The 21856-nt window shown below is 71.8% G+C and carries 16 protein-coding genes; 4 read left to right on the forward strand and 12 right to left on the reverse strand.

Annotated elements, in window-relative coordinates; genetic code table 11:
- Positions 1-188: 188 nt before the first annotated feature.
- Together K7C98_RS06515 and K7C98_RS06520 are read left to right on the forward strand one after the other, a co-directional pair.
- Complete coding sequence (locus tag K7C98_RS06515) at positions 189-1925, forward strand: KGGVGR-motif variant AAA ATPase (RefSeq protein WP_224190685.1); 1737 nt, start codon at positions 189-191, stop codon at positions 1923-1925.
- A gap of 191 nt (positions 1926-2116) precedes the next feature.
- Complete coding sequence (locus K7C98_RS06520; RefSeq protein ID WP_224190686.1) at positions 2117-2410, forward strand: hypothetical protein; 294 nt, start codon at positions 2117-2119, stop codon at positions 2408-2410.
- Here K7C98_RS06520 and K7C98_RS06525 read toward each other — a convergent pair.
- The 7 genes from K7C98_RS06525 to K7C98_RS06555 all read right to left on the reverse strand — a co-directional run bounded on the left by K7C98_RS06525 (position 2397) and on the right by K7C98_RS06555 (position 12127).
- Positions 2397-3599, reverse strand: a complete 1203-nt coding sequence (locus K7C98_RS06525; RefSeq protein ID WP_224190687.1) for a hypothetical protein — start codon at positions 3597-3599, stop codon at positions 2397-2399. The two genes, K7C98_RS06520 and K7C98_RS06525, sit on opposite strands and share 14 nt — an antisense overlap.
- Positions 3600-3747: 148 nt before the next feature.
- The gene (locus tag K7C98_RS06530; RefSeq protein WP_224190688.1) at positions 3748-4821 is read right to left on the reverse strand and encodes a hypothetical protein; all 1074 of its coding nucleotides are present in this window, start codon (positions 4819-4821) and stop codon (positions 3748-3750) included.
- A 72-nt stretch (positions 4822-4893) separates the two neighbouring features.
- Positions 4894-6042 (reverse strand): hypothetical protein, encoded by a 1149-nt coding sequence (locus K7C98_RS06535; RefSeq protein WP_224190689.1) that lies wholly within the window; start codon positions 6040-6042, stop codon positions 4894-4896.
- Between the two features lie 64 nt (positions 6043-6106).
- Complete coding sequence (locus K7C98_RS06540) at positions 6107-7366, reverse strand: hypothetical protein (protein ID WP_224190690.1); 1260 nt, start codon at positions 7364-7366, stop codon at positions 6107-6109.
- 15 nt (positions 7367-7381) lie between these two features.
- Positions 7382-8515 (reverse strand): hypothetical protein, encoded by a 1134-nt coding sequence (locus K7C98_RS06545; RefSeq protein ID WP_224190691.1) that lies wholly within the window; start codon positions 8513-8515, stop codon positions 7382-7384.
- Between the two features lie 430 nt (positions 8516-8945).
- Positions 8946-10358, reverse strand: a complete 1413-nt coding sequence (locus tag K7C98_RS06550) for a DUF1552 domain-containing protein (RefSeq protein ID WP_224190692.1) — start codon at positions 10356-10358, stop codon at positions 8946-8948.
- A 5-nt stretch (positions 10359-10363) separates the two neighbouring features.
- A complete protein-coding gene (locus K7C98_RS06555; protein ID WP_224190693.1) occupies positions 10364-12127 on the reverse strand; it encodes a DUF1592 domain-containing protein in 1764 nt (587 codons plus the stop codon).
- 133 nt (positions 12128-12260) lie between these two features.
- Between K7C98_RS06555 and msrB the strand changes: the two genes are divergently transcribed.
- Entirely contained in the window at positions 12261-12671 is a 411-nt protein-coding gene (msrB, locus tag K7C98_RS06560; protein WP_224190694.1) for a peptide-methionine (R)-S-oxide reductase MsrB, read from the forward strand.
- 43 nt (positions 12672-12714) lie between these two features.
- On the opposite strand, the gene K7C98_RS06565 is transcribed toward msrB, so the two are convergent.
- The 5 genes from K7C98_RS06565 to K7C98_RS06585 form a co-directional block, all read right to left on the reverse strand.
- A complete protein-coding gene (locus K7C98_RS06565; protein ID WP_224190695.1) occupies positions 12715-13314 on the reverse strand; it encodes a hypothetical protein in 600 nt (199 codons plus the stop codon).
- Between the two features lie 392 nt (positions 13315-13706).
- Positions 13707-14714 carry a hypothetical protein gene (locus K7C98_RS06570; protein ID WP_224190696.1) on the reverse strand — a complete coding sequence of 336 codons (1008 nt, stop codon included), beginning with the start codon at positions 14712-14714 and terminating at the stop codon, positions 13707-13709.
- A gap of 230 nt (positions 14715-14944) precedes the next feature.
- On the reverse strand, positions 14945-16054 hold the full coding sequence (rsgA, locus tag K7C98_RS06575; RefSeq protein WP_224190697.1) for a ribosome small subunit-dependent GTPase A: 1110 nt from the start codon (positions 16052-16054) through the stop codon (positions 14945-14947).
- On the reverse strand, positions 16051-17538 hold the full coding sequence (locus K7C98_RS06580) for a WG repeat-containing protein (RefSeq protein WP_224190698.1): 1488 nt from the start codon (positions 17536-17538) through the stop codon (positions 16051-16053). The genes rsgA and K7C98_RS06580 overlap by 4 nt, the downstream gene beginning before the upstream one ends.
- Before the next feature lie 93 nt (positions 17539-17631).
- Positions 17632-18291, reverse strand: coding sequence for an RNA polymerase sigma factor (locus K7C98_RS06585; RefSeq protein WP_224190699.1), 660 nt, complete (start codon positions 18289-18291; stop codon positions 17632-17634).
- Positions 18292-18364: 73 nt separating this feature from the next.
- On the opposite strand from K7C98_RS06585, the gene K7C98_RS06590 reads away from it, so the two are divergent.
- Positions 18365-21457 carry a WD40 repeat domain-containing serine/threonine protein kinase gene (locus tag K7C98_RS06590; protein WP_224190700.1) on the forward strand — a complete coding sequence of 1031 codons (3093 nt, stop codon included), beginning with the start codon at positions 18365-18367 and terminating at the stop codon, positions 21455-21457.
- Positions 21458-21856 lie beyond the last annotated feature (399 nt).

Raw genomic sequence — 21856 nt, forward strand, 5'->3', positions numbered from 1 at the left:
AAGGACATGTCCTTTGAACCATAGCCGACATGGGTGCGCTCATGGCGAAAAGGACATGTCCGTAAAGACGCGGTCGGGCTCGTCGGGGCCGGGCGGGCCGGCGGGGCGCGACGGGTGAAACCGCACGCCGCGCGGGCGCCCGGGCGGCGTGCGGCGCCGGGCGCACGCGGGTAGAAGGGGTCGCAGGCATGCAGGTGGCGCCGTTCATCACGTTCTGGTCGGCCCATGGCGGTGTGGGCAGGACGCTGGCGGTGCTGGGCGTCGGGCGCGTGCTCGCGGCGCGTGGGCTGCGGGTGCTGCTCGTCGACGCCGATCTCGAGGCGCCGGGGTTGTCGCGGCTGGCCGGCGGCGACGGCGACGGGCTGGTGGAGTGGATGGCGGCGGGGGTGCCGGAAGCCGCGGCGGTGGCAGGATGTTGCGCGACGATCGCGGGGACGCTGCGGGTGTTGCGGGCGGGCCGGCTCGACGCCGCGTACTGGGATCGTCTGGACGCGTGGCCGCAGGGCGAGCGCGCGGCGGCGCTGCACGAGCTCCGGCGCCGGATCGAGGCCGCCGAGATCGCCGACGTGGTGCTGGTCGACGGCCCGGCGGGCCTGTCGCGGGCGGCGGAGCGGGTGGTGCGGGCGCTCGCCGATCGCGTGGTGGTGTTGACGGCGCTCAATCAGCAGCAGGTCGCGGGCACGGCCGAGCTGCTGCGCCGCTGTCGCGCCGCGGAGCTGCCGGCGCGCGTGGTGTACGGTCCGCTGCCGCTCGGCGAGGACGAGCTGACGGCGGCGCGCGAGGAGGCGGCGCGCGAGGCGTTCGCGGACGAGGCGATCGCGCTGTCGGGGCCGATCCCGCAGCACCCGCGGCTGGCGTTGCACGAACAGGCGAGCGAGCGCGGGCCGGTGCACGCGGCCCACGTGGCGCTGGCGCGCGAGCTTTTGGTCGACGCGGGGTTCGAGGCGCGGGCGATCCTCCGCGGCGTCGAGGCGGCGATCGAGGCGCAGGCGTGGGCCCGCGCGCTGGCGCTGCTGCGGGTGGCGATCGTGGTCGAGCCGACGGGGGCGTCGCTGGGGTCGTTGTTCCCGCGGTTGCGCGAACACACGGCGCCGGCCGCCGCGAGCGACCCGTTGTTCGCGCTGCTCGCCGAGGCGCTGCCGGTCGACTCGCCGCGGCTGGCGAGCTTCGCCACGGCGCTGCATTCGGCCGGCAATCCGCTGGCGCGCGGTTTTTATGAGAAGTTCCTGGCCGACGCGCCGGACCACGCGGACATGCTCGGCAACTTCGCGGCGTTCCTGAGCGACGTGTGCGGCGAGCACGACCTCGCCGAGACGTACTACGAGCAGGCGCTGGCGGCCGCGCCGGACGACGCCGATCACCGCGGCAACTTCGCCAACTTCCTGGCGCTGGTGCGCGGCGATCGGGCGCGGGCCGACGCGTGCTACCAGGCGACGATCGCGGCCGCGCCGGACGACGCGCACCACCTCGGCAACTACGCCAACTTCCGCGTGGCGGCGTTCGCCGATGTCGCCGGCGCCGAGGCGCTGTACCGCCGCGCGCTCGCGGCCGATCCGGAGGACGCCAACCTGCTCGGCAACTTCGCCAGGTTGCTGTTCGCAGACGGACGCGGCGCGGAGGGGCGCGAGCTGCTGGCGCGAGCGCTGGCATTGTCGGAGGCCGGGTCGCCGCTGCGCTGCGAGCTGTGCTTCTACGCCCTCGCGCACGCGCCCGAGGTCGTTTCCGACGCGCTGGCGCAGCTGCGAGAGATGCTGACCAGCGGGGTGCGCTCCCCCGGCTGGGAGCTGGCCGCGAACGTGGCCCGGGCCCGCCAGGACGGCCACGCGGAGCCGGAGCTGCTGGCGACGCTGGCCCGCGTGATCGCGGACGAGGCTCCGCTGGCGGCGCTCGACGCGTTCGTGGCGTGGGTGCGGCCGGGCGCGTGATGGCGTGGGCGCCGTCCGCCCGTGAATCACAAGTAGGCGGTGATGGCGGGCGACCGGTCCTGGCGGTCGCGCTTGGAGGACCCCCGCGCGCCAGCGCGATTCCGTGGACGGTCCGGGTATGCCTCAAAAGGCATGTCTTGAAGTTCATGTCCACAAGTGCACCGGATCTCGCCCGCCGCGGAGGTGCCGTAATGACGCGAGAAAGCGTCTGGTCGGCGGCCAGCCCTGGCCGTCGACCATGCACTGGTAATCTGTCCCAAGGGACATCCAACCATCGGAGCCGAGGACGAGCGCTGGAGGCGTCCGAGGGGACGGCGCAGCGCTGCGAGCTGTACTTCTACGCGTTCGCCCATGCGCCCGAGCTGTGCCCCGTCACGCGGGCGCGACGCGACGGGCACCCGCAGCCGGAGCTGCTGGCGGCCTTGGCGAGGGTGATCGCCGACGAGGCGCCGCTGGCCGCGCTCGACGACGTCACTCGAGCGTGACGGTGAGCGTCGTCGGCGTCTCGGCGATGCCTTTCATGCGCAGGTAATAGGTGCCTGCCGCCAGCTCGACGGTATGCGAGCCGTTCTCCTCGATGGTGAGCTCGCGCCCATCCCACGGACACCCGAAGCATGCGCCGAGCTGGGCCGCGACCGTGCCTTCGCCAGTGACAGTCATCGTGTAGGTTCGTGACTCGGGGATCTCGATCGTGACGGAGCGGAGGCTCGGCCAGGCAACCTCCGGATCGAAGCCACCGATCACCTCGGCGCTCGCGCAGTCCAGGCTCTGCGTGTGTGACCACCGGTCGCCGCTGGCCCACGGGATCTCGGGCATGACGCAATCATAGGCACGGATGGGGAAGGCGTCCGCCTGGCATACTGGCCCCGCCTGATAGGCTTTGGCCTCGGCGTCGAGCTCGACGCCATAAGCCGCGCGGAAGCCGTCGCGCAGCCGCTCCAGGTCGCGGGAGCTGCCGACGCCGCGCGACCATTCGAGGAATGGCGCAGGCCCGTGGCGCGACAACAAGAACATGACGAAGCTCCCGGCGGTCGGGAAGTGGAGTGCGTCTTCCGTCCGCGTGAGCTCTTCCAGCGGATCGCGGAGTTCGTCGGATCCCACGATCTCGCCCAGGCGGTACACCCACCGGCTAGGGACGACCGTGCCGCCGAACCAGTCGTATGCGCGGGTCAGGCCGATCGACAGGAACGGCTGGGCGTCGACGCCGTGCAGCTCCGCGATCGCGTGCACGATCTGCGACAGCTGCAGCGGACTGTTGCCCATCGCTCGCCGGCCCTCCTGACAGCCGATCTCGCCCTCGCCGCAGTGCGCGCCGACGAAGTCGCCCTCGTCGAGGCCCCCGTCGCGCAGCCATGAGTACGCAAGGAGCTCGGGCGCGGGCAATCCGAGCTCGGCGGCGACGAACGGGGCGAAGCCGTCGACGTGCGCGGGCGTGCCGCCGCACACCTCGATCGCGCTGCTGGCGTAGTAATCGACGTACTCGCCGTCCCAGTGCGACAGGCCGTCGCGCCAATCGCCGCAGCCGGCCAGCAGACCGAGCGCGACAACGAGCGACCGGCGAGCCCCGGCGAATGTCGTGTCCTCTCGTGAACAGCGATTCATCGCAACACGCTCGCGCGAAAAGTACCACGCGACCCGCCCCGAGCAATTTGCAGCTTCCGTGATGTTGCACACCGGCGGTCATGCTGCGCCGAATCTTGCGCAGCAGGAATACGGGGCCGAATGTGCACACCAATTCCTTCAGGGAAGGGCCCGCTCGATGTCAGGCCGGCCATGAGGCGGCGGTGACTCACAAGTAGGCGGTGATCGCGGGCGCCCGGCGTCACTGCAGCGAGACCGTGACCTCGGGGGCCTCGTCGGAGTTGGCCTGGATCTGCAGGTAGTACCGCCCCGGCGCGAGCTCCAGGCTCTCGGCGCCGCGCTCTCGCAGCACGACTTGTTGCCCGTCCCACGGGCATCCGAAGCACGGGGCGAGCCGGACCGTGAAGTCGCCGTCGCTCTCGACCACCAGCGTGTACGGCCCGGGGTGGTCGACGTCCAGGGTCACCGCGCTCGCGCTAGGCCAAGCGTACAACGGGCTGAAGCCGCCGACGACGTCGTCGCGGCTGCAGTCCATCGATTGCGTGTGCGTCCACGTCTCCGGGGTCGTCCACGGGATCGTCGGCGCCGCGCAGGCGTACGGACGCACGGGCAGGGGGTCGTCGCCGCACGACCACGTGCTCCGGAAGGCCTCGACCTCGTCGTCGAGATCGAGCCCGTAGGCGTCGGCGAACAGGGCGGCGATCCGGGCCAGGTCGTCGCCTGCCGCGGTTTGCTGGGCCCAGTCGACCAGCGGCGCCGGACCGTGGCGCCACAGCAGGAATTGCACGAATGCGCCAGCGGTGCCGTACGGCACCTCGGAGCCTGGGACGGTCATGACCGGACGCGGGTCCGAGAGCTCCTCGCCGACCGGGGGCCAACCGAGCGGCCCTTCATAGGCGACGGCGATCCCCTCGGTCAAGAACGGCAGGCGATTCATCCCGTGCGCCCACGTCACGGCGTGGACGAGCTCGTGGAGGTGCGTTGGACTGGTGCTCTGCGCGCGGCGCCCGTGCGCGCAACCGCTGGCGATCTCCGGGTCGCAGGTGGAGTCGGCGAAGTCGTCGGTGTCCAGCCAGACGTAGGCGATGCCGGCCGGCGGCGAGAGGCCGAGCTCGCCGGTGACGAACGGCACGAAACCATCGACGTGAGCGCGCGTACCGCCGCACGCCACCAGCGACGGGCTGTTGTAATACGTCAGGTTCTCGCCGTCGTACCACGCGTCGAGCCCGTCGCGCCAATCGTCGCAACCCAGCCCCGGAGCGAGGAGCGCTGAAAGGAACAGTCGACGGGCAGTTGCGCTCGAGCGTACGACCATGAACCCGGCGAATGCTAGCACGACGTCGGCGGCGCTCGGCGCACGGACGCGTGCGCGGTCACACTGCGCACGTCATGGGGTCCGGTTCAGCGTGAACCGGACCTCCGGAGCCGAACCGTCGTCCACCCGGATGCGCACGTAATACGAGCCGGCCTCGAGGTGAACGGTCTCCTGACCGCCCGCGCGCAGCGTGACCGCGGCGTGCTGCCATGGGCAGCCGAAGCACGCGCCGAGCTGGGCCTGAAAGTCGCCGTCGCCGGTCGCGGCGATGGTGTACGTGCCGGTCATCGGCACCTCGAGCGTCACCGCGTGCAGGCTCGGCCACGTCCAGTCCGCGCTCGAGCCGCCGACGACGGCCTCGTCCGCGCAGTCCATCTGCTGTGTGTGCGACCAGGCATCGGGCGACTCCCAGGCGATCTCCGGCATCGCGCAATCGTACGGGCGCACCGAGTCGGCGACGCACTCAAGTGCCGCAGTGCTTGCCGCGTCCGGCGTCAACTGCATGTATTCTGCCGTCTCGTGGTCGAGATCGAGCCCGTAGGCTGCGCGGAACTGTCGGCGGATCGTGGCGAGGTCGGTCGAGGTCCCGAGAGCACGCGTGAACGCCACGAACGGAGCGGCGCCGTGCCGCGCGAGCAAGAACATCACGAAGCTGCCCGGGCCGGCGTACGGGATGTCGATGCGGGGGAGCTCCATCGTCGGTCGCGGATCCGGCAGCTTCTCCTCTCCGACCGGAATCGCCACCCACTGGCTCGGGACCACCAAATCTTCGAACCAGTCGAGGGCCTTGGCCAGACCTTCGGTGAAGAAGGGTTGCTCGTTCAGCCCGTGGACCTGGGCGACGGCATGGGCGACCTCGTGCAGGAACACCGGCCTTCGACTCAGGGCGCGCCGCCCCGTCTGGCAGCCGCTGGTCTCGGCGCACGCGTCGAAATCCTCGTACGCTTGGTCGTCGAGCCAGGCGAATGCGATGCCCTCGGGGACCGCGAGCCCGAGCTCGGTGGCGACGAACGGCACGTACGCGTCGACATACGCCCGCGTGCCTCCGCATAGTTCGAACGTGGGATCGTGGTAGAAGTCGATGTGCTCGCCGTGCCAGACTTCGAGCCCGTCGCGCCAATCACCGCAGCCGGTCTGGAGCGTGACCGTCGCGACGGCCGCAAGGACCGCACCGCGGAGGAATATGCGAGAGCCGGAGCGTGCGAGCAATGCGAGCTCCACGGGCACCAGGTTAGCACCCGTGGCAGGACCGCCTCGCGCACACCTTGTGCGCTTCCACACAAGGTTACATCGTCTGGAACGAGATCAGGAACACACCCTGGGTCAGGTTGACGGTCAGGTTGAGCACGAGCGAGCTGCCGCGCAGCGAGCCCACAGCTTGCTCGACGACGGCGAGCTGATCCCACGTACCCATCGCCGTCCCACCGATGGTCGCCGAGCCGACCCGCACGTTGGCCACGAACGGGCTGTCGGCGAACACGATGGTCCCCCGAGCCTGATAGTACCGGCCCCTCACGGTCTGCTTGAGGCTGAAGTCGAGGTCGGCCAGCGTGTAGGTGGTCTGTGAGCCGTCGGCGGCGGTGAAGATGCCGGAGATGTCGGACTGGACACCCTCGAGCGCGTCGATCGTGACGTCGCAGATGTCGTTGACGCAGTTGGTGATCTCGTACCCGATCGTGGCCAGAATCGTCTGGTTGCCGGCCGAGCCGCCGTTCATCGTGAACGTCGAGGAGGCCTGCGCGGCGAACAGGCCGGTCGTCCCGCCCCACGTGAGGTAGGGGTAGGCGTCTTCGTAGAAGCACTCGCCGTCGTTGACTGGGTCCCAGACGCTGAGGACGTGCGGGTCCCCGTCGATCGTACACTCGAACTGCGGGGTCTCGAACTGCAACTTGCCGACGCCGCCGTGGCTCTGGTCAATGTCCTTGTTGTGCGCGGCCAGGTCGTTCGCGTGGTCGGTCTGCGCCTTGCCGCAGAAGGACTCACACTTCTCGAGGGCCTCCGTCTCGTCGTACGCCTGGACGCACGGCAATTCGGTGGGCGGGACATAAGGCGGCTGCCAGCACCACTCGAGGTTCGGGTCGATCTTCAGGTCCGGGTCGACGTAGTCGACCTCTCGGCAGGTGTCGGCCGCGACCCGTGAACAGACGTAGGTGGTGAGGAATACGCCGTCGGTCGGGTCCGGGTCCTCGGTGAGTTCCACGCACGCCTCGCCGTCCGGCGGACCATTCTCGTAGCTGCACATGCACGGGGGGGTCGGGTAGTCGTCGCCGACCTCGGGGACGCAGTGCCCGGAGAACTCGGCGTCCGGATAGTCCTGGGTGTGATCGAGATCGCCGTGGAGGGTCTTCGAGCAGATTTCCTGGGCGCTGAAGTTCTTGCCGCCGCAGTCCGAATTGAGCCGCTCGGACCAGCACAGCTTGGTTTCGGCGGGGTCGTAGCACTGGACCTGGAGTGGCCTACCGGCGTTCGGATCGGGCGGGCTCGGACAGGCGGTCAGGGCCAGGCCCATCAGCCCGACGGGGAGATACAGCTTGTTGGCAATCATGGTCGCTCCTGAGGGTCACATCGTCTGAAGAGAGACGAGGAAGACGCCGTCTGTGAGGTTGACGGTCAGGTTGAGGGTCAACGTGTTGTTGCGCAGCGAACCGACCGCCTGTTCGACGATGGCGGTGGTCTTCCAGTCGCCCATCGGGACGCCGCCGATCGAGTAGGCCTCGGCGCTGACGTTGCCGACGAACGGGCTGTCGGGGAAGGTCACGGTGCCGCGGGCCTCGTTCAGCTTGCCGCGCCAGGTCTGGATCAGCCGGAAGTCGAGGCCCTCGATCGCGTAGTCGGTCCGGCTACCGTCGGCGGCGGTGAAGATGCCGGCGACGTCGGTCTGGATGCCCTCGAGGGCGTCGATCGTGATGTCGCAGACGCCGCTGACGCAGTTCGTCACCTGGTAGCCGATGTAGCCCGTCACGTCCTGCAGGGCGGTGGAGCCGCCGTTCAAGGTGGTCAGCGCGGCGGAGAGCTCGACGATGACCAACGGTGATGCGCCGTCCCACTCGGGCAGGGGATACACGTCCTCCTCCACGCAGATGTCGAGCGGATCTTTGAGGCTGACGACGTGTGGATCGCCGTCGATGACGCAGTCCATGGCCGGCGTGACCCAATCCTTCGGATCGCCCGTCGTGTCGTCTTCGTTGTAGGCGTCGATGTACTCGGCCTTACCCCACGCCTCGGCCTTCGAGCAGAAGCTGGCGCACTTCATCTCGGCCTCCTCGATCGAGTAGGCGTCGACGCACGGCTTGTGATTGTCAGACAACTGATCGTGGACCCAGCACTGCTTGTCGTTGGGCGGGTCCGGTAAATCCAGGTAGTCGTACTCGCGGCATGTCGACTGCGCGACCTGCGAGCAGACGTACTTCTCCAGCACGGGGTCGCCGGTCGGGTCGGCCGTGGTGGTCGGGGAACCGCTGCCGCCGCCGTCGTCGACAGGGATGCAGATATCCGCCGTCGGCGGGGAATCCCCGTAGTCGCACAGGCACGGCGGCGTGGGGTAGAACTCTCCTGCGCTCTCGTCGCAGTGTCCGGCGAACTCGGCGTACGGGAATTCACCGGCCTTGTCTTTGGTAGCATAGTGGTAGAGGGAGCACGCCTGCTCCGGGGTGGTGGACAGCGTGGTGCACGTCGCGGCCTCCCGGTAGCACAACACTGTGTGTTCCGGGTCATGACATTGAATCTCCGTCGGTTCCCCCTCGTGCGTGCCCTCGTCGTCGCCGCATCCGAACGACAAGAGCGCACACAGGCCGACCCAATTCCTCGTCGAACTAGACAACACCATGTTCAGAGAATCTCCTACCGCCACGCGAATGGTGTGGCGACGGGAACCATGACATGCGGTGGTGAATGCAGCCAATATGCTGCGACCTGCGCAACCTGTCTATTTCTCACGTGTCGCTAATAGATCGCATGAGAGTGCGAGGTGGACAGTCGACACAGATTCCGCCTGCAGCTCGAGATGCGTTTGGTCGCGCAGAACCTTTCGCCCGGGGAATCGCCTGAGAGGAGGACGTTGGACATTGCCCTCCATCCCGCGTCGCGTGCCGCGCGTCGCGCACGAACGACGCACGCCGCGAGTGTCAGGCCAGGAGCTCGGCGTACTCGCCCGGCTCGAGCCCGGCCCGCCCGAACTGCGTGATCGGCCCGCCGTTGTCGGTGCAGCCGACGGCGTTGAGCAGCGTGATGAGCAGCCGGTTGTGCGGATGCGACTGGACCCAGGGGTCCTGCCCGTTGATGAGGTCGATGTAGTGCCCCTGCTTGAGGTACCCGCCCGCGCCGCCCGCGATGATGATCGGGAGGTCGAGGTACGAGTGGGCCTTGCCGTCGGACAGCTCGTTGAACCACACCACCGCGCTGTGATCGAGCACCGTCCCGTCGCCCTCGCTGTAGCCCGACAGGCGGTCGAGCAGGTGCTTGAACTGCTCCGCGTGCCAGCGATCGATCTGGGCGATCATGTCGAGGTAACCCGCCACCTCCTCGCCGGAGTCGTCGTCCTTGGTGTTGCCGTGCGACAGCTTGTGGTGGTTGTACTCGTGGTTCATCCCGTCCCACTTGTAGATCGGGCCGCCCGAGCCGGAGGCGAACTGGATCGAGCCGGCGCTGGTGGCTCCGCAGGCGATCGCCATGGCGAGGATGTCGAGCTGCATCTGGCCGATCGTCTTGAACTGCCAGTCCTCGAGCACGCTGTTGGGGTCGATGGCCTCGATCTCGGCGGCGCGCGCGGGGTCGAGGGCGCACTCGATGAGGCCGTTGCCGACCATGTCGACCTCGAGGTCGCGGATCGAGTCGGCGTGCATCTCGAGCTTGGTGACGTCGGCCTGGCTGAGGTTCTTGGCCTTGAGCGCCTTGAACTCCTCCTCGACGAGGTCGAGCACGCTCTGGCGGCGGGCGGCGATCTGCATCTTCACCGCCTCGTCGAGGCCGCCCAGGCCCATGAGGTCCTGGTAGGTCAGCCACGGGTTGCCCTCGGGCGTGACCGGCGTGTTGGAGCCGGCGTAGGAGATGTGGCCGAGCCAGTTGGTGTGACGCCAGCCGACCGAGAGGGTCATCGCCGGGGCGCCGTCGGTGTTGAGCTGCTGGGCGGCGAACTGGTCGATCGAGATCCCGCGGGAGTAGAGGGTGTCGGGGTGCAGCGCCTCGGCGGTGAGCTTGTGGCCCATGCCCTTGGCGTGGTCGTCACCCGGGGTGTCGGCGTCCTGGCCCCAGCCCTTGGGCACCATGTGCATGCCGCGAGGGATCAGCAGCTTGCCGGCGTGGTCGGCCAGCGGCTCGAGGCCGGTGCCCATCAGCGAGGCCGCCGACAGCGGGCCGGGCGCGGCCGGGAAGAAGGTCTCCATGTTGACGCCGTTGCACATGAAGAACACGACGAGCCGCTTGCCGCCGGGCTCGGCGGCGTGGGCCGTCTTGATGAAGCGGCGCCAGTTCAGCGACTCGAGGAAGGGCAGCGCGACCGCGACTCCGCACGCGCCTCGCAGGAAGTTCCGCCGTCTCATGGTCATCACTCCTCCACCGCGCGGAAGCGGAAGGTACGGGTCAGCGTGAGGGACACCAGCAGCTCCTTGATGTTGTAGCCCGAGGCGGCCAGCTCGGCGTCGAGGGCGTCGATCGTGCAGCGATCGATGGGGGCGACGTCGCGGCCGTAGCCGTAGCGGAACCAGTTGGTCAGGTAGCAGCGGGTGCCGTTGTCCGACTCGGCGATCTGGTTGACCATGTCGACGGCGTCGGTGAACGAGAATACCCAGGCGCCGGACACGAGCTCGCCGCTGGCGTCGACGGGGGCGCCGTTGTCGAGGTCGCGCCACTTGCCGAGCGCGTCGTAGTGCTCGAAGGCGAAGCCGGGCGGGTTGATGATGCTCTTGTGGCAGCCGGCGCAGTACGGGTCGAGCTGGGTGTGGGCCTCGACCTGATCGCGGGTGGTGACGATGTCGTCGCCCGGCGGCGGCAGGTTGGGATCGATGCCGCCGGGCGGCGGCGGCGGCGGGGTGCAGAGGATCTGCTTCTGCACGAAGGCGCCGCGGAAGATCGGCGACGACGAGCTCTGGTAGGCGTGGGTGGCGAGGAAGCTCGGCTGGGTGAGCAGGCCGGCGCGCCGCTGCGGGTCGAGGGCGGCCTCGGTGAACTCGGCGCCGAACTCACCCTGCACGCCGTAGAGGGCCGCGAGCTCGGCGTTGACGAAGGTGACGGGGGCGGTGAGCAGCGCGGCGTAGTCGCCCTCGAGCTCGAACACGACGTGGCGCACGAACTGCTGCGTCTCCTCGCGCATGGCGTCGGCGAGGGCGCCGGTGAACTCGGGGTAGAGGTCGGTGTTCTTCTGCAGGTTGTCGACCTTGTCGAGCTCGAGCCACTGGCGGTGGAAGTCGGCCACGGGCGCCTCGGCCTTGGGACTGTCGAGCAGGCGCCGCGCCTGGGCCTCGAGGCCGGCGGGGGTGTCGAGCTCGCCGGCCTCGGCGGCGGCGAGCAGGACGTCGTCGGGCATGCTGCCCCACAACAGGTAGGACAGGCGCGAGGCGACCTCGTAGCCGCTCAGCGGGATGACCTCGCCGTCAAGGGCGTCGCTGAGCTCGACGCGGTAGAGGAAGTGACCCGACTGCAACATGGCCTCGATGATGAAGCGGATGCCCTGCTCGAACGGGGTGCCCTCGGGGTAGAGGCCCTGGCCCTGGGTGAAGAGGCCGGCGTAGGTGGTCCGCTCGGCGGCGGTGAGCGGGCGCCGGAAGGCGCGGCGGCCGAACTCGGCGACGAACTGGGCGGCGCACTGCGAGCCGTCGCCCTCGGGCTGACACGGCAAGATGCCGGCGAGGACGTCGGGCGCGACGGCCTCGCCGGCGAGGCGCTCGGCGGCGCGGCGATAGTCGCGGCCGAGTCGATCCTTGACGACCATCTGCACGGCGTTGTTGTCGAAGCCGGCGACCGCAGGATCGGCGAGGAACTCGGCCGAGGGCCTGGGGTCGAAGGTCGTCTTGAACAGGTCGGCGACGGTGAGGTCGTACTGCCGGTGCGTGAGCCGCACGAGCCGCGGCATCGGACCCGGCTGCGGGCCGTCGTCGCACGAGACCGGGGCCGGACCCTCGGTGTCGGCGCTGGTGTCGGTGCCGCCGCCCTCGGTCGGAGCGGTGCCCGCGGTGCCCTCGGTCGCGCCGGACCCATCGGTTTCGCCCGCGGTCGCGCCGGCGTCGTCGTTCCCGCCGCCGCCTCCGCCGCAGCCGATGATCGGCGCGGCCAGGATCAGCGCGGCCAGGGTTGTCGGTAGTGATCGTGACACCACGTCGCCTCCTCGGAAGCCACGGTAGAGGCCGGCCCGAGGGCTTGCAACGCAGAATCGGCGGGGGCGACGAACCTCGCGTGGGCGAGCGCCCGAGAGCGGCTGGCGGCCGCGAACGCGCTATGGTGCGCGCATGGCCGAACGAGAGGTGACGAAGACGGACGCCGAGTGGCGAGCGACGCTGACCCCGGAGCAGTACCGCGTGCTGCGACAGGCGGGGACCGAGCGGGCCTTCACCGGCGCGTACTGGGATCAAAAGGCGCCCGGCCGCTACCTGTGTGCCGGCTGCGGGGCGCTGCTGTTCGACGCGGGGACGAAGTTCGACTCCGGCTGCGGCTGGCCGAGCTTCTTCGACGCGGTCGATCGCTCGGCGATCGAGGAGCGCGTGGACACCAGCCACGGGATGCGCAGGATCGAGGTCCTGTGTCGCCGCTGCGGCGGACACCTGGGGCACGTGTTCCCCGATGGTCCGCAGCCGACACGTCTGCGTTACTGCATCAACTCCGCGAGCCTGGACTTCACGCCAAAAGGCGAGACGAAGTAGGCGATCCCGGCGCATCGCCAGGACCGGCGGCGGACGGGCCTAGCTAGTCCGACAGCCAGTGGCTGCGGAAGCGGGAGCCGTCCCAGTAGACGAGGGCGCTCGAGGACTCGAGCTTCATCATGACGATGCCGTCGCCCTTGAGCGCGGGGGCCTTGCCGCCGGGGCCGGCGGGGACCGAGGTGCCGCGGTCGTGGACGTACCAGGCGTCGCGCGCGGGCAGGGTGAGGCCGGCCCCGGGATCGTCGTCGAGCCAGACCGCCGGTCGACCGCCGCCGCGCAGGACCACGAGCCGCGGCAGCGCGCCGCCGCCGAGCTTGGGCACGACGCTGACGAGGTAGTCGGGCGCGGCGTCGCCGTCGAAGTCGCCGCGCAGGTAGAACGGGTTGATGCCGCGATCGACGGCGTGGTCGCCCCAGATCTTGGCGGCGGCGCCCCGCTCGAGCAGCTCGGGCGGGGTGTTGGCCTCGGCCAGGCGAGCGGCGAGCGTGGCGTCCTCGGCGGCCGGCGGCAGCGGCGGCGGGGGTGGCGTCGACGCGGGCTCGGCCTTCGCCGGCGCAGGCGCGGGCGCGGGCGTCGCCGCGGGCGCGGTGCAGGCGAAGAGGCCGAGGCCGAGAGTGACGAGGAGGTCGATGCGGGCGCTCATGACGACGGGGCGAGGAGATCGCGACAACGGCGCAGGCCGACTGCCCATTCCCTCGCGCGCTCGGGATAGCACGCTGCTGCCTCACGCGCGGCCCCGCGGGCCGTCGCGCGGGCGTACGCGGGTCCGCGTCGGCGCCCGGGGCGACCGCGCGGAATGCGACGAGCGGGCTCGACCGGGGCGGCCGCGGCGAGCGCTGCGCGTGGCGAGAAGGACATGTCCGGAGGGACATGGCGCGAGAGCGGGGCGTGGATGTCCGGGCGGACAGGGTGGATCTGCGCGTGCGAGCGAAGGGTGATGCGTGTCTCGACGCCTGCGCGTCCGCACATGTCGCTGGGAGAATGTCCGAGACGACATGCTCTCCATGACATGCCCGATCGGGCATGCCTCGAAGGTCATGGTCGGGGCGAGAAGACGGGGCCGGGAGCGGGGCCGAGCGGCGGGTTCGCGGGCTCCTGCGGCGGCGGCTCGGGCGGGAGCGGCGGCGGCTTCTCGGCGGCGGTGCCGAGCTCGGACTCGGCGGTCACGTCCTCGATGGCGATGGGCGCGTCGTAGGGGCGGAAGCGGGCCTTGCCGGCGCGGCGGGCGTTGAAGCGGTCGAGCTCGGCCTCGGTGTAGGCCTGCGACGAGCCGTACGGGGCGACCTGGCGGACGAAGGCCTCGATCTTGGCGCGGGCGGTGCGGGCGACCTCGAGGCGCATGGCGTCGATCTCGGTGCGGCGGGTGGTGGTGGCGTCCTCGCACTCCTCCCAGCGCTCGAAGATCCGGCGCTTGCGCTCGGCCAGCGGCAACTTGGTGTCGCGCCACACCTCGAGCAGCTGGCCGCCGAGGTCGGCCAGCTCGCTGTGCAGGCGCTGCTTGTACCAGGCGTTGGCGAGGCGGAACCGCAGCTGCTCGGTGGCCAGCAGGAAGGCCTGCTTGGCGCTCTTGTGGCGGTCCTTGCGGCGGCCGTCGGCGAGCCCGCCGAAGCGGCCGCCGACGCCGGCGAGGACCGGCGCCGGGCCGAAGCCGCGCACCGGCCACAGGCGATCGTGGATGACGCCCATCCAGATCGGCGCGTGACGCTCGGGCTCGGGCTCGCGGAAGCGCTGGCGCCACAGATCGAGGCCGAAAAGATTGATGTCCGCGGTGCCGCCGTGATCGCGGAACTCGACCGAACCGTCGGGGTAGATGATCGCGGTGAAGCCGTGGCCGCGGTGCTTCAGCCGTCCGCCGCCGTCGGGCTCGAGGTCGACCGAAGGACGCACGGCTCTGGCGGCGGCCGCGGTGGCGTTGCCCGCTGCCGGCAAAGGGCGCGGCGCCGGTGCGGCTGCGGCGTCGGGCGCGACCGCGAGGCCCAGCGCGATCGCCCAGGCCACGCGAGCGCGGGCGAGGCGTGGCGAGGGCAAAGGACGCAGACGCATGGACGGTCTCGGGACAACACGGCGAGCAGGGCCGGCATTCCGCGGTCGCCGCCGCCTGGCTGATGGCCCCCAGTTCAACGCCGATGCCGACGACTGTAAAGCGGCGCGGGTGTCGCGGCCCGAGCGGGCGGCGGGCGGCGGCACGGAGGGACCTGCCGCGCCGCCCCTCGGCCGCCCGCTCGACGATCGCCACAGGCCCCGCGCTGGCGAGCGCACGAACCGGGCGCCTGTCAGTCGCGCTGCCCGCGGGTCCGTGGATCTTTGTAATAGGACCGCAGCGCCCGGTGGTCGGCCCGGCGCGCGCGGTTGCGGGCGGCGGTCTCGCGGTCGCGGGCCAGCGACGCGAGCTCGGCGACCAGCTTGCGGTAGCTGTCGAGGCGCTCCGGCTCGATCGCGCCGGCGGCGGCGGCGGCCTGGACCGCGCAGCCGGGCTCGTGCGCGTGGGTGCAGTCGCGGAAGCGGCAGCCCTCGGCGACCGCGGCGATGTCGGCGAACGCCTCGGGCACGCTCTCGTCGGCGTTCCACAGCCCGAGCTCGCGCATGCCGGGTGTGTCGATGACGAGGCCGCCGCGCGGCAGCACCAGCAGCTCGCGGTGCGTCGTCGTGTGGCGGCCCTTGCCGTCGTCGCGCAGGCCGCCGGTGCTGAGCCGCTCCTCGCCGAGCCAGCGGTTGATGAGCGTGCTCTTGCCGACGCCCGACGCGCCGATCAGCGCGGTGGTCTGCGGGCGGGCGACGTAGGCGTCGAGCTCGTCGAGGCCCTGGCCGCTGACGCTCGACAGCACGTGCACCGGCACGGGGCGGCCGCCGGCGACCCTGTCGAGCAGCGGGCGTATGGCTGAAAGGACAGGTTCTGCGCTTTCGACCAGGTCGGCCTTGGTCAGCGCCAGCACCGGGGCGGCGCCGCTGGCCAGGGTGATGGCGAGGTAGCGCTCGAGCCGGCGCAGGTTGGGCGGCTGGTCGAGCGGGTGGACGATGAAGACGGCGTCGACGTCGGCGGCGACGATCTGCGGGGCGGCGGCGCGGCCGGCGGCGCGGCGGGTCAAGACGGTCTTGCGCGGCAGCACGGCGTGGATCGTCGCGGTGCCGGCGGCGGCGTGGACGTCGAGCGCGACCCAGTCGCCGACGGCGGGCTTGAGCATCGCGTCCTTCGCGGCGGCCTTGCGCAGCTTGCCGGCCAGCTCGCCGCGCAGCTCGCCGGCGGCGGCGAGGACGATGTAGCCGCCGCGGTGCTCGGCGGCGACGCGGCCGGGCAGGTTACCGTCGCCCCGGTGGGCCGCCCAGGCGCTCGCCGCGTGTTCGTCCCAGCCGAGGCGCGCCAGCGGATCTGGCGCTTCGGTCATGTCTTTTTGCCCATGTTGATGATGACCTTCTTCGACCCGGTATGGATCACCGGGCGTGGGTCGGCGAACCTGCGCACGCAGGCGACGCCGTCGCCGAACGGGCCCGCGCCCTCGTAGACCGGCTCGATGACGACGCGGCCGGCGCGGTCGATGTAGCCCCACCGGTGGTCGATGCGGACGGCGGCGAGGCCCTCGCTGAAGCTCTGGGCCAGGTCGAAGCGCGGCTCGATGACGAGGCGGCCCTCGCGGTCGATGAAGCCGGTCTTGGCGCCGACGCCGACCGGGGCCAGGCCCTCGGCGAAGTTGCCGGCGCGGAGGAAGCGGAAGTCGACCGCGGCGGTGCCGCTGCGGTCGCAGTAGCCGTACTGGCCGCTGTCGCCGACGGCGGCGAGGCCGTCGTGGAAGTCGCCGGCGTCGGTGAAGCGCGGCTCGATGGCCCAGGCGCCGGTGACGTCGATGAAGCCGAACAGGTCGTCCTGCTGGACGCAGGCGAGGCCCTCGCAGAAGTCGCCGGCGTAGTCGAAGCCGGCGGGGACGACGACCTGGCCGGTGCGATCGATGTAGCCCCACGCGGGCACGCCGATCCGCGACAGCGCGCGGAACGGGGCCCGGCCGGCGGTGAAGCGGCCGAGCTGCGAGGCCTGCGGCGGGGCCGGCACGAACGTACCGTTGCGATCGCAGTAGCCGGTCTGGTCGCCGCGCTGCACGCACGCGAGGCCGTCGGAGAAGCTGGCGGCGGCGGCGTAGACGGCGGGGATGACGAGCGCGCCGTGGACGTCGATGAAGCCCCAGCCGCCCTCGAGCCGCACGGCCGCGAGGCCCTCGCTGAAGCCGAGCGTCAGCGCGTAGGCCGGGGCGATGACGACCTCGCCGGTGGCGCGGGCGAAGCCGAAGCGGTCGCCGTCGCGGAACGGCAAGAGGTTGCTCGCGTGCGGCAGGGCGAACCGCAGGGCCGAGGCCGCGAGCACGGCGCCGCGCGGGTCGATCAGCTGGAAGGCGCCGGGCTCGCCGTGCGGGTTGACGTAGGGGAAGTCGATGTTGCGCAGCAGGGCGCCCATCAGCGCGTCTGGCGATTCGGACAGGTCGGCGCCCGACTCGACGCGGCTGGCGACGCGGTCGAGCAGGGCCACGACCTCCTTCATGCCGGTCGGCGCGTCGCCGAGGTAGGTGCCGAACTCGTGGCCGAGGCGCAGGGTGCAGCGCGACTTCTTCTTCGGCCCCTCGAGCACCTCGATCTCGTGCTGGTAGTCGGCCATCGCGTCGCCGTGCAGGCCGGTCGCCGCCTTGAAGCCGTACTGCGCCAGGCGGCCGAGGACGTCGCCGTAGACCTCGGGCGGCAGCTGCACCTCGCACTGCCGGCCTTGCGAGCTCCACGTCGCGCGCCCGTCGGGGTCGAGCGTCAGCGTGTCGACCTCGCTCGAGTGGCGGGAGCCGACGCGATAGACGATCTGGGTCGCACGGCTGAGGGTGCCGGTGGCGTTCATTCGGGGGGACCTCGGGGGGCCCGACTATAGCGCGCCGCTATTGTCGCGGGAGGCGGGGCGACGCCCGCCGCGACCCGCCGCCGCCGCGCGCGCTCACGAACCGGTCGCGGCCGGGCCGGCGTCGCCGTCGTCGCGGTCGAGGGCGCGGCGGATGCTGGCGGCCCAGCCTTCGAGGTCGGTGAGCGTGGCCTGAAGCTCGGCCGGCGAACGGGCCAGCTCGGCGAGGCGGGCCCGCAGCTGGTCTTTTCCGAGGCGCAGCCGGCCGCGCACGGTGCCCTCGGGGACGCTCAGCAGCTCGCTGATCTCGCGCCCCGACAGGCCCTCGAAGATGTTGAGCTCGAGCACGATTTGCTGGTCGAGCGGGATCTCTCGCAGCGCCAGCACCAGCAACTGGGCCTCGCGCCGGCGCATCACGATCGAGCTCATCGACGACGGCGACAGGTCCTTGGCGCACAGCGCCCCGAAGTCGAGCGCCTCGCCCTGGCGCTTGTGCTTGGTGCGGATGTAGAGCCGCAGCACGTTGAGCGCGATGGCGAAGACGAACCGCTTGAAGCTGGTGTCGCCGCGGAAGCCGTCCTTCGCCTTGGTGCACTCGAGGAAGGTCTGACTGACGAGGTCGGCCGCGTCGTGCTCGCTCGAGACCTTGTTGCGGAAGAAGCGGGCGATGGCGCCGAAGTGTCGCTTCACCAGCCGCTCTCCTGCGCCGCGATCGCCGCGACGCCAGGCCGAGAGCAGTTCCCAATCGGGGTCCATGGCGTCCTCGATCTTACATCGATCGCGGCGCCCGCGGGGCCGCGTCGCCTGTTATCTTCAGCGCGATCCGACGATGTCCACGCCGCCCCACACGCCGCCCGACACACCGTCCGCCCGCGGCGCAGGTGCGGGCACGTGGGCCGACGTCGACGTCCATCGTCTCCACGCACGGGTCATGGGCCGACTGTTCGGCGAGCCCGCCGCGCCCACCACCATCGGCCGTTTTCGCGTCGAGCAGCGGCTCGGGGCGGGGGCCATGGGCGTCGTGTATGCGGCCGTCGACGCCCAACTCGGCCGCCGCGTGGCGATCAAGTTGCTGCACCCGCACCTCCAGGGCGACGAGCAGGGCCGCGCCCGTCTGCTGCGTGAGGCCCGGGCGATGGCCCGCCTCGAGCACGAGCACGTGGCGCGGATCTACGAGGTCGGCGCGTGGGGCGAGCAGGTCTACATCGCCATGGAATTGATCGAGGGCGTGACCCTCGAGGCCTGGCTGCGCGAGCGCCCGCGGCCGTGGCACGCGGTGCTCACGGTGTACCTGCAGGCCGGGCGGGCGCTGGCCGCGGCTCACCACGCGGGCCTGCTCCACCGCGACTTCAAGCCCGAGAACGTGCTCGTCGACAACCGCGGCCGCGCCCGCGTCCTCGACTTCGGCCTCACCTGCGCCCTCGATGCCGGCGAGAGCCTCGACGACGAGCTCGAGCCGCTGACGCGCACGGGCAGCATCCTCGGCACGCCCGCCTACATGGCGCCCGAGCAGCAGCGCTACGGCGCCGCCGAGCCGCGCTCCGATCAGTTCAGCTTTTGCGTCGCGCTGTTCGAGGGGCTGTTCGGCCTGCGCCCGTTCGGCTCGGTTCCGCGCTTCGGGCAGGTCGAGATCGCACCGATTCCGCGCAACAGTCGCGTGCCACCGCGCATCCGCCGCGCGATCGCCCGCGGCCTGTCCGAAAAGCCCGACGCCCGCTGGCCGACGATGGACGACCTCCTGGCCGCCCTGCAGCCGCCGCGGCGGTTCGCCCGCGAGCCCGGGGCGGGTCGCGGGCGGACGGTCCTGATCGCCGGCGGAGCGGCCGCGGCCGCCGCCGGGCTGGTCGCGCTCGGGGTGAGCCTGGCCCAGCCCGAGGCAGGCCCGGCCGCGTCGGGCGAGGGGCCGCCGGCGAGCGTCGGCGAGGTCGCGCCCGTCGACGAGCTCGCGGCCGAGCGCGCGGCCGCCGAACGCCACGCCCAGGCGCTGCGGGTCCGCGACGCCGCGTTCTCGCTGCTGCCGCGCGACCCGACGACCGCGGCGCTGCTGCTGCGCGAGCTCGACGACCCCGGGGCGCTGGCGCAGCGGGTGCTGGCCGAGCCGATCAGCGCGGCGATCCTGCGCGGTCACGAGGGGCCGGTGCTGGCGGTGCGCTGGGTCGAGGCGACGGGTGGAGCTGTCCCTGGGGACAGGCAAGATCCGGCCGGCGCAGAGGCTGTCCCTGGGGACAGCTTCGAGCGGGGCGAAGGCGCGCCTGTCCCTCGGGACAGCCACGCGATCGAGACCGTCGACGCCGCCGGGGGGCTGCGCCGGTTCGCCGCCAGCGGCGGCCCGGCGAGCGCGTCCGCCCGCGCGCCCGCGTTCGACCCGCGGCGCGGCCCGGCCGGCGAGCAGCTGCGGACCGACGCGCGCGGGCAGGTCTCGCTCGAGGCGGGCGGGCGCGTCGTCGCCCTGCGCGGCGTCAGCGGCCCGCTCGCCGCCGTCGCCTGGAGCCCGGACGGAGCGCAGGTGGCGGCGGCCGGGCCGCGCGGCGAGGTCTGGCTGATCGCCGAGGGCCGCGCGCTGGCGATCGGCGATCGGGGCCCGGCCGTCGGCGCGCTCGCGTGGGACCGCTCCGGCCGCCAGCTGGCGATCGGCCGCGACGACGGCGGGGTCGACGTCTGGCGCGTCGACGGCCGCGCGCGCCGGGTGTTCGCGGTGGTCGGCGACGGCGGCGTCACGAGTCTGGCCTTCGGGACAGGTTGGCTGGCCGGCGGCAGCGACGACGGCAGCGCGCGCGTGTGGCGGCTCGGCGGCGCGGCGCGGCCGTACGTGCTGCGCGGGCACACCGGCCCGGTGCGGGCCCTGGCGTTCGCGCCGACCGGCGTCCGCCTGGTCACCGGCAGCGACGACGGCAGCGCGCGGGTCTGGCGGCTCACGCCGGCGGCCCTGCGCGAGCACGACGTCGGCGCGGCCGTGCACGCGGTCGCGTGGAGCCCCGACGGCGCCCGGCTCGCGGCGGCCGGGGTGCGCAGCGTGTGGTTGCTGCCGGCCGACGGCGGTCCGGTGCGCCGCCGCGACCACGCCGGCACCGCGCTCGCGCTGGCCTGGCGCCCCGACGGCCAGGAGCTGGCGATCACCGACGACTCCGGCGCGATCACCTGGCTGCCCGTCGGCGCGGGCGCGACCCGGCGCGTGGCCGTCGATCGCCGGTCCGTGCCCGCGCTCGCGTGGGACCCCCGCACCGATCGCCTGGCCGCCGGCGGCAGCGACGGCAGCTTTTCTATCTGGCCTTCAGGGCATGTCTCCGAGAACATGCCCGATCCGACTCGCGCCGCGCAGGGCCGGGGGCCGATCACCGCGCTGGCGTGGTCGCCGGTCGACGAGCGCCTGGCGGCCGTGACCGCGACCGGCTTCGTGCTGGTGCGCGTCGAGCAGACCGTGTTCATCGAGCTGGGCCAGCCGCTGCGCGCGCTGGCCTGGAGCCCCGCCGGCGACGCGCTCGCGGTCGCGGGCGAGGGCAGGGCGCTGGTGCGGATCGCGGCGGCCACCGGGGTGCGCAGCGAGGTCGGACGCGCCGGCGCGCCGCTCGACAGCGTCGCCTGGGATCCGCAGGGGGCGTGGATCGCCGCCGGTGCGGCCGACGGCGAGCTCCACTTCTGGTCGCTGCAGGGCGACGACGGCCCCGAGGTGCTCGCGGGCCACGGCGCCGGCGTGCACGCGCTCGCCTTCGACGCGCGCGGCGACCGCCTGGCCTCGGCCGGCGCCGACGGCCGCGTCGTCGTCTGGCCGCGCCTGAACGCCGATCTGCGCGCGCGCCTCGTCGCGGCCACACAGGCCTGTCTGCTGCCCGCCGAGCGCCGGCGCCACCTCGGCGAATCGCAGGAGACCGCCGACGCGCGGGCCGCCGCGTGCGAACGATCGTTTGGTAATGCGAATTACTAAATGATCGGATGCGCCGTCGCGGAACGGTGAATGTGCACACTCGATCGCGGCGCGGGCGCCTGCCCCCAGCGCTCGCGACCGACCGGCGCAGCCCCGCTCCCGGGTCGTGAACAGGCCGCCATACCCTCGTGACGGGAAGTTCGCGAATTTTCGGCGAACCGCAGTGATCGATCGGGCGAGCCCCGTTACTCGAGGTGTGGGTCGGGGTTCCACGGTTCGCCGCGGTGTTCCCGCCCATGCGCCACGGAGGGTGCTCTGCCAGGGAGGCTGTCTTTTAGGCCAGGATGGCCAATCCTATTTCTCGCGGTCCGACACGGCCGTCGCCAGCCTTGCATGTGCATGCAAGGCCGGCCGGTCGGGCAGCATTCGTCGCCGCCGGGCGGGTGCCCGCGGCCTTCA

The organism is Nannocystis pusilla, assembly GCF_020073745.1.
Lineage (GTDB): Bacteria > Myxococcota_A > Polyangia > Nannocystales > Nannocystaceae > Nannocystis > Nannocystis radixulma.

Coding starts and splice junctions, on each gene's coding strand:
- K7C98_RS06515 (WP_224190685.1), top strand. CDS start 189: ATGCAGGTGGCGCCGTTCATCACGTTCTGGTCGGCCCATGGCGGTGTG.
- K7C98_RS06520 (WP_224190686.1), top strand. CDS start 2,117: ATGACGCGAGAAAGCGTCTGGTCGGCGGCCAGCCCTGGCCGTCGACCA.
- K7C98_RS06530 (WP_224190688.1), bottom strand. CDS start 4,821: ATGGTCGTACGCTCGAGCGCAACTGCCCGTCGACTGTTCCTTTCAGCG.
- K7C98_RS06540 (WP_224190690.1), bottom strand. CDS start 7,366: ATGATTGCCAACAAGCTGTATCTCCCCGTCGGGCTGATGGGCCTGGCC.
- K7C98_RS06550 (WP_224190692.1), bottom strand. CDS start 10,358: ATGAGACGGCGGAACTTCCTGCGAGGCGCGTGCGGAGTCGCGGTCGCG.
- msrB (WP_224190694.1), top strand. CDS start 12,261: ATGGCCGAACGAGAGGTGACGAAGACGGACGCCGAGTGGCGAGCGACG.
- K7C98_RS06565 (WP_224190695.1), bottom strand. CDS start 13,314: ATGAGCGCCCGCATCGACCTCCTCGTCACTCTCGGCCTCGGCCTCTTC.
- K7C98_RS06570 (WP_224190696.1), bottom strand. CDS start 14,714: ATGCGTCTGCGTCCTTTGCCCTCGCCACGCCTCGCCCGCGCTCGCGTG.
- rsgA (WP_224190697.1), bottom strand. CDS start 16,054: ATGACCGAAGCGCCAGATCCGCTGGCGCGCCTCGGCTGGGACGAACAC.
- K7C98_RS06580 (WP_224190698.1), bottom strand. CDS start 17,538: ATGAACGCCACCGGCACCCTCAGCCGTGCGACCCAGATCGTCTATCGC.
- K7C98_RS06585 (WP_224190699.1), bottom strand. CDS start 18,291: ATGGACCCCGATTGGGAACTGCTCTCGGCCTGGCGTCGCGGCGATCGC.
- K7C98_RS06590 (WP_224190700.1), top strand. CDS start 18,365: ATGTCCACGCCGCCCCACACGCCGCCCGACACACCGTCCGCCCGCGGC.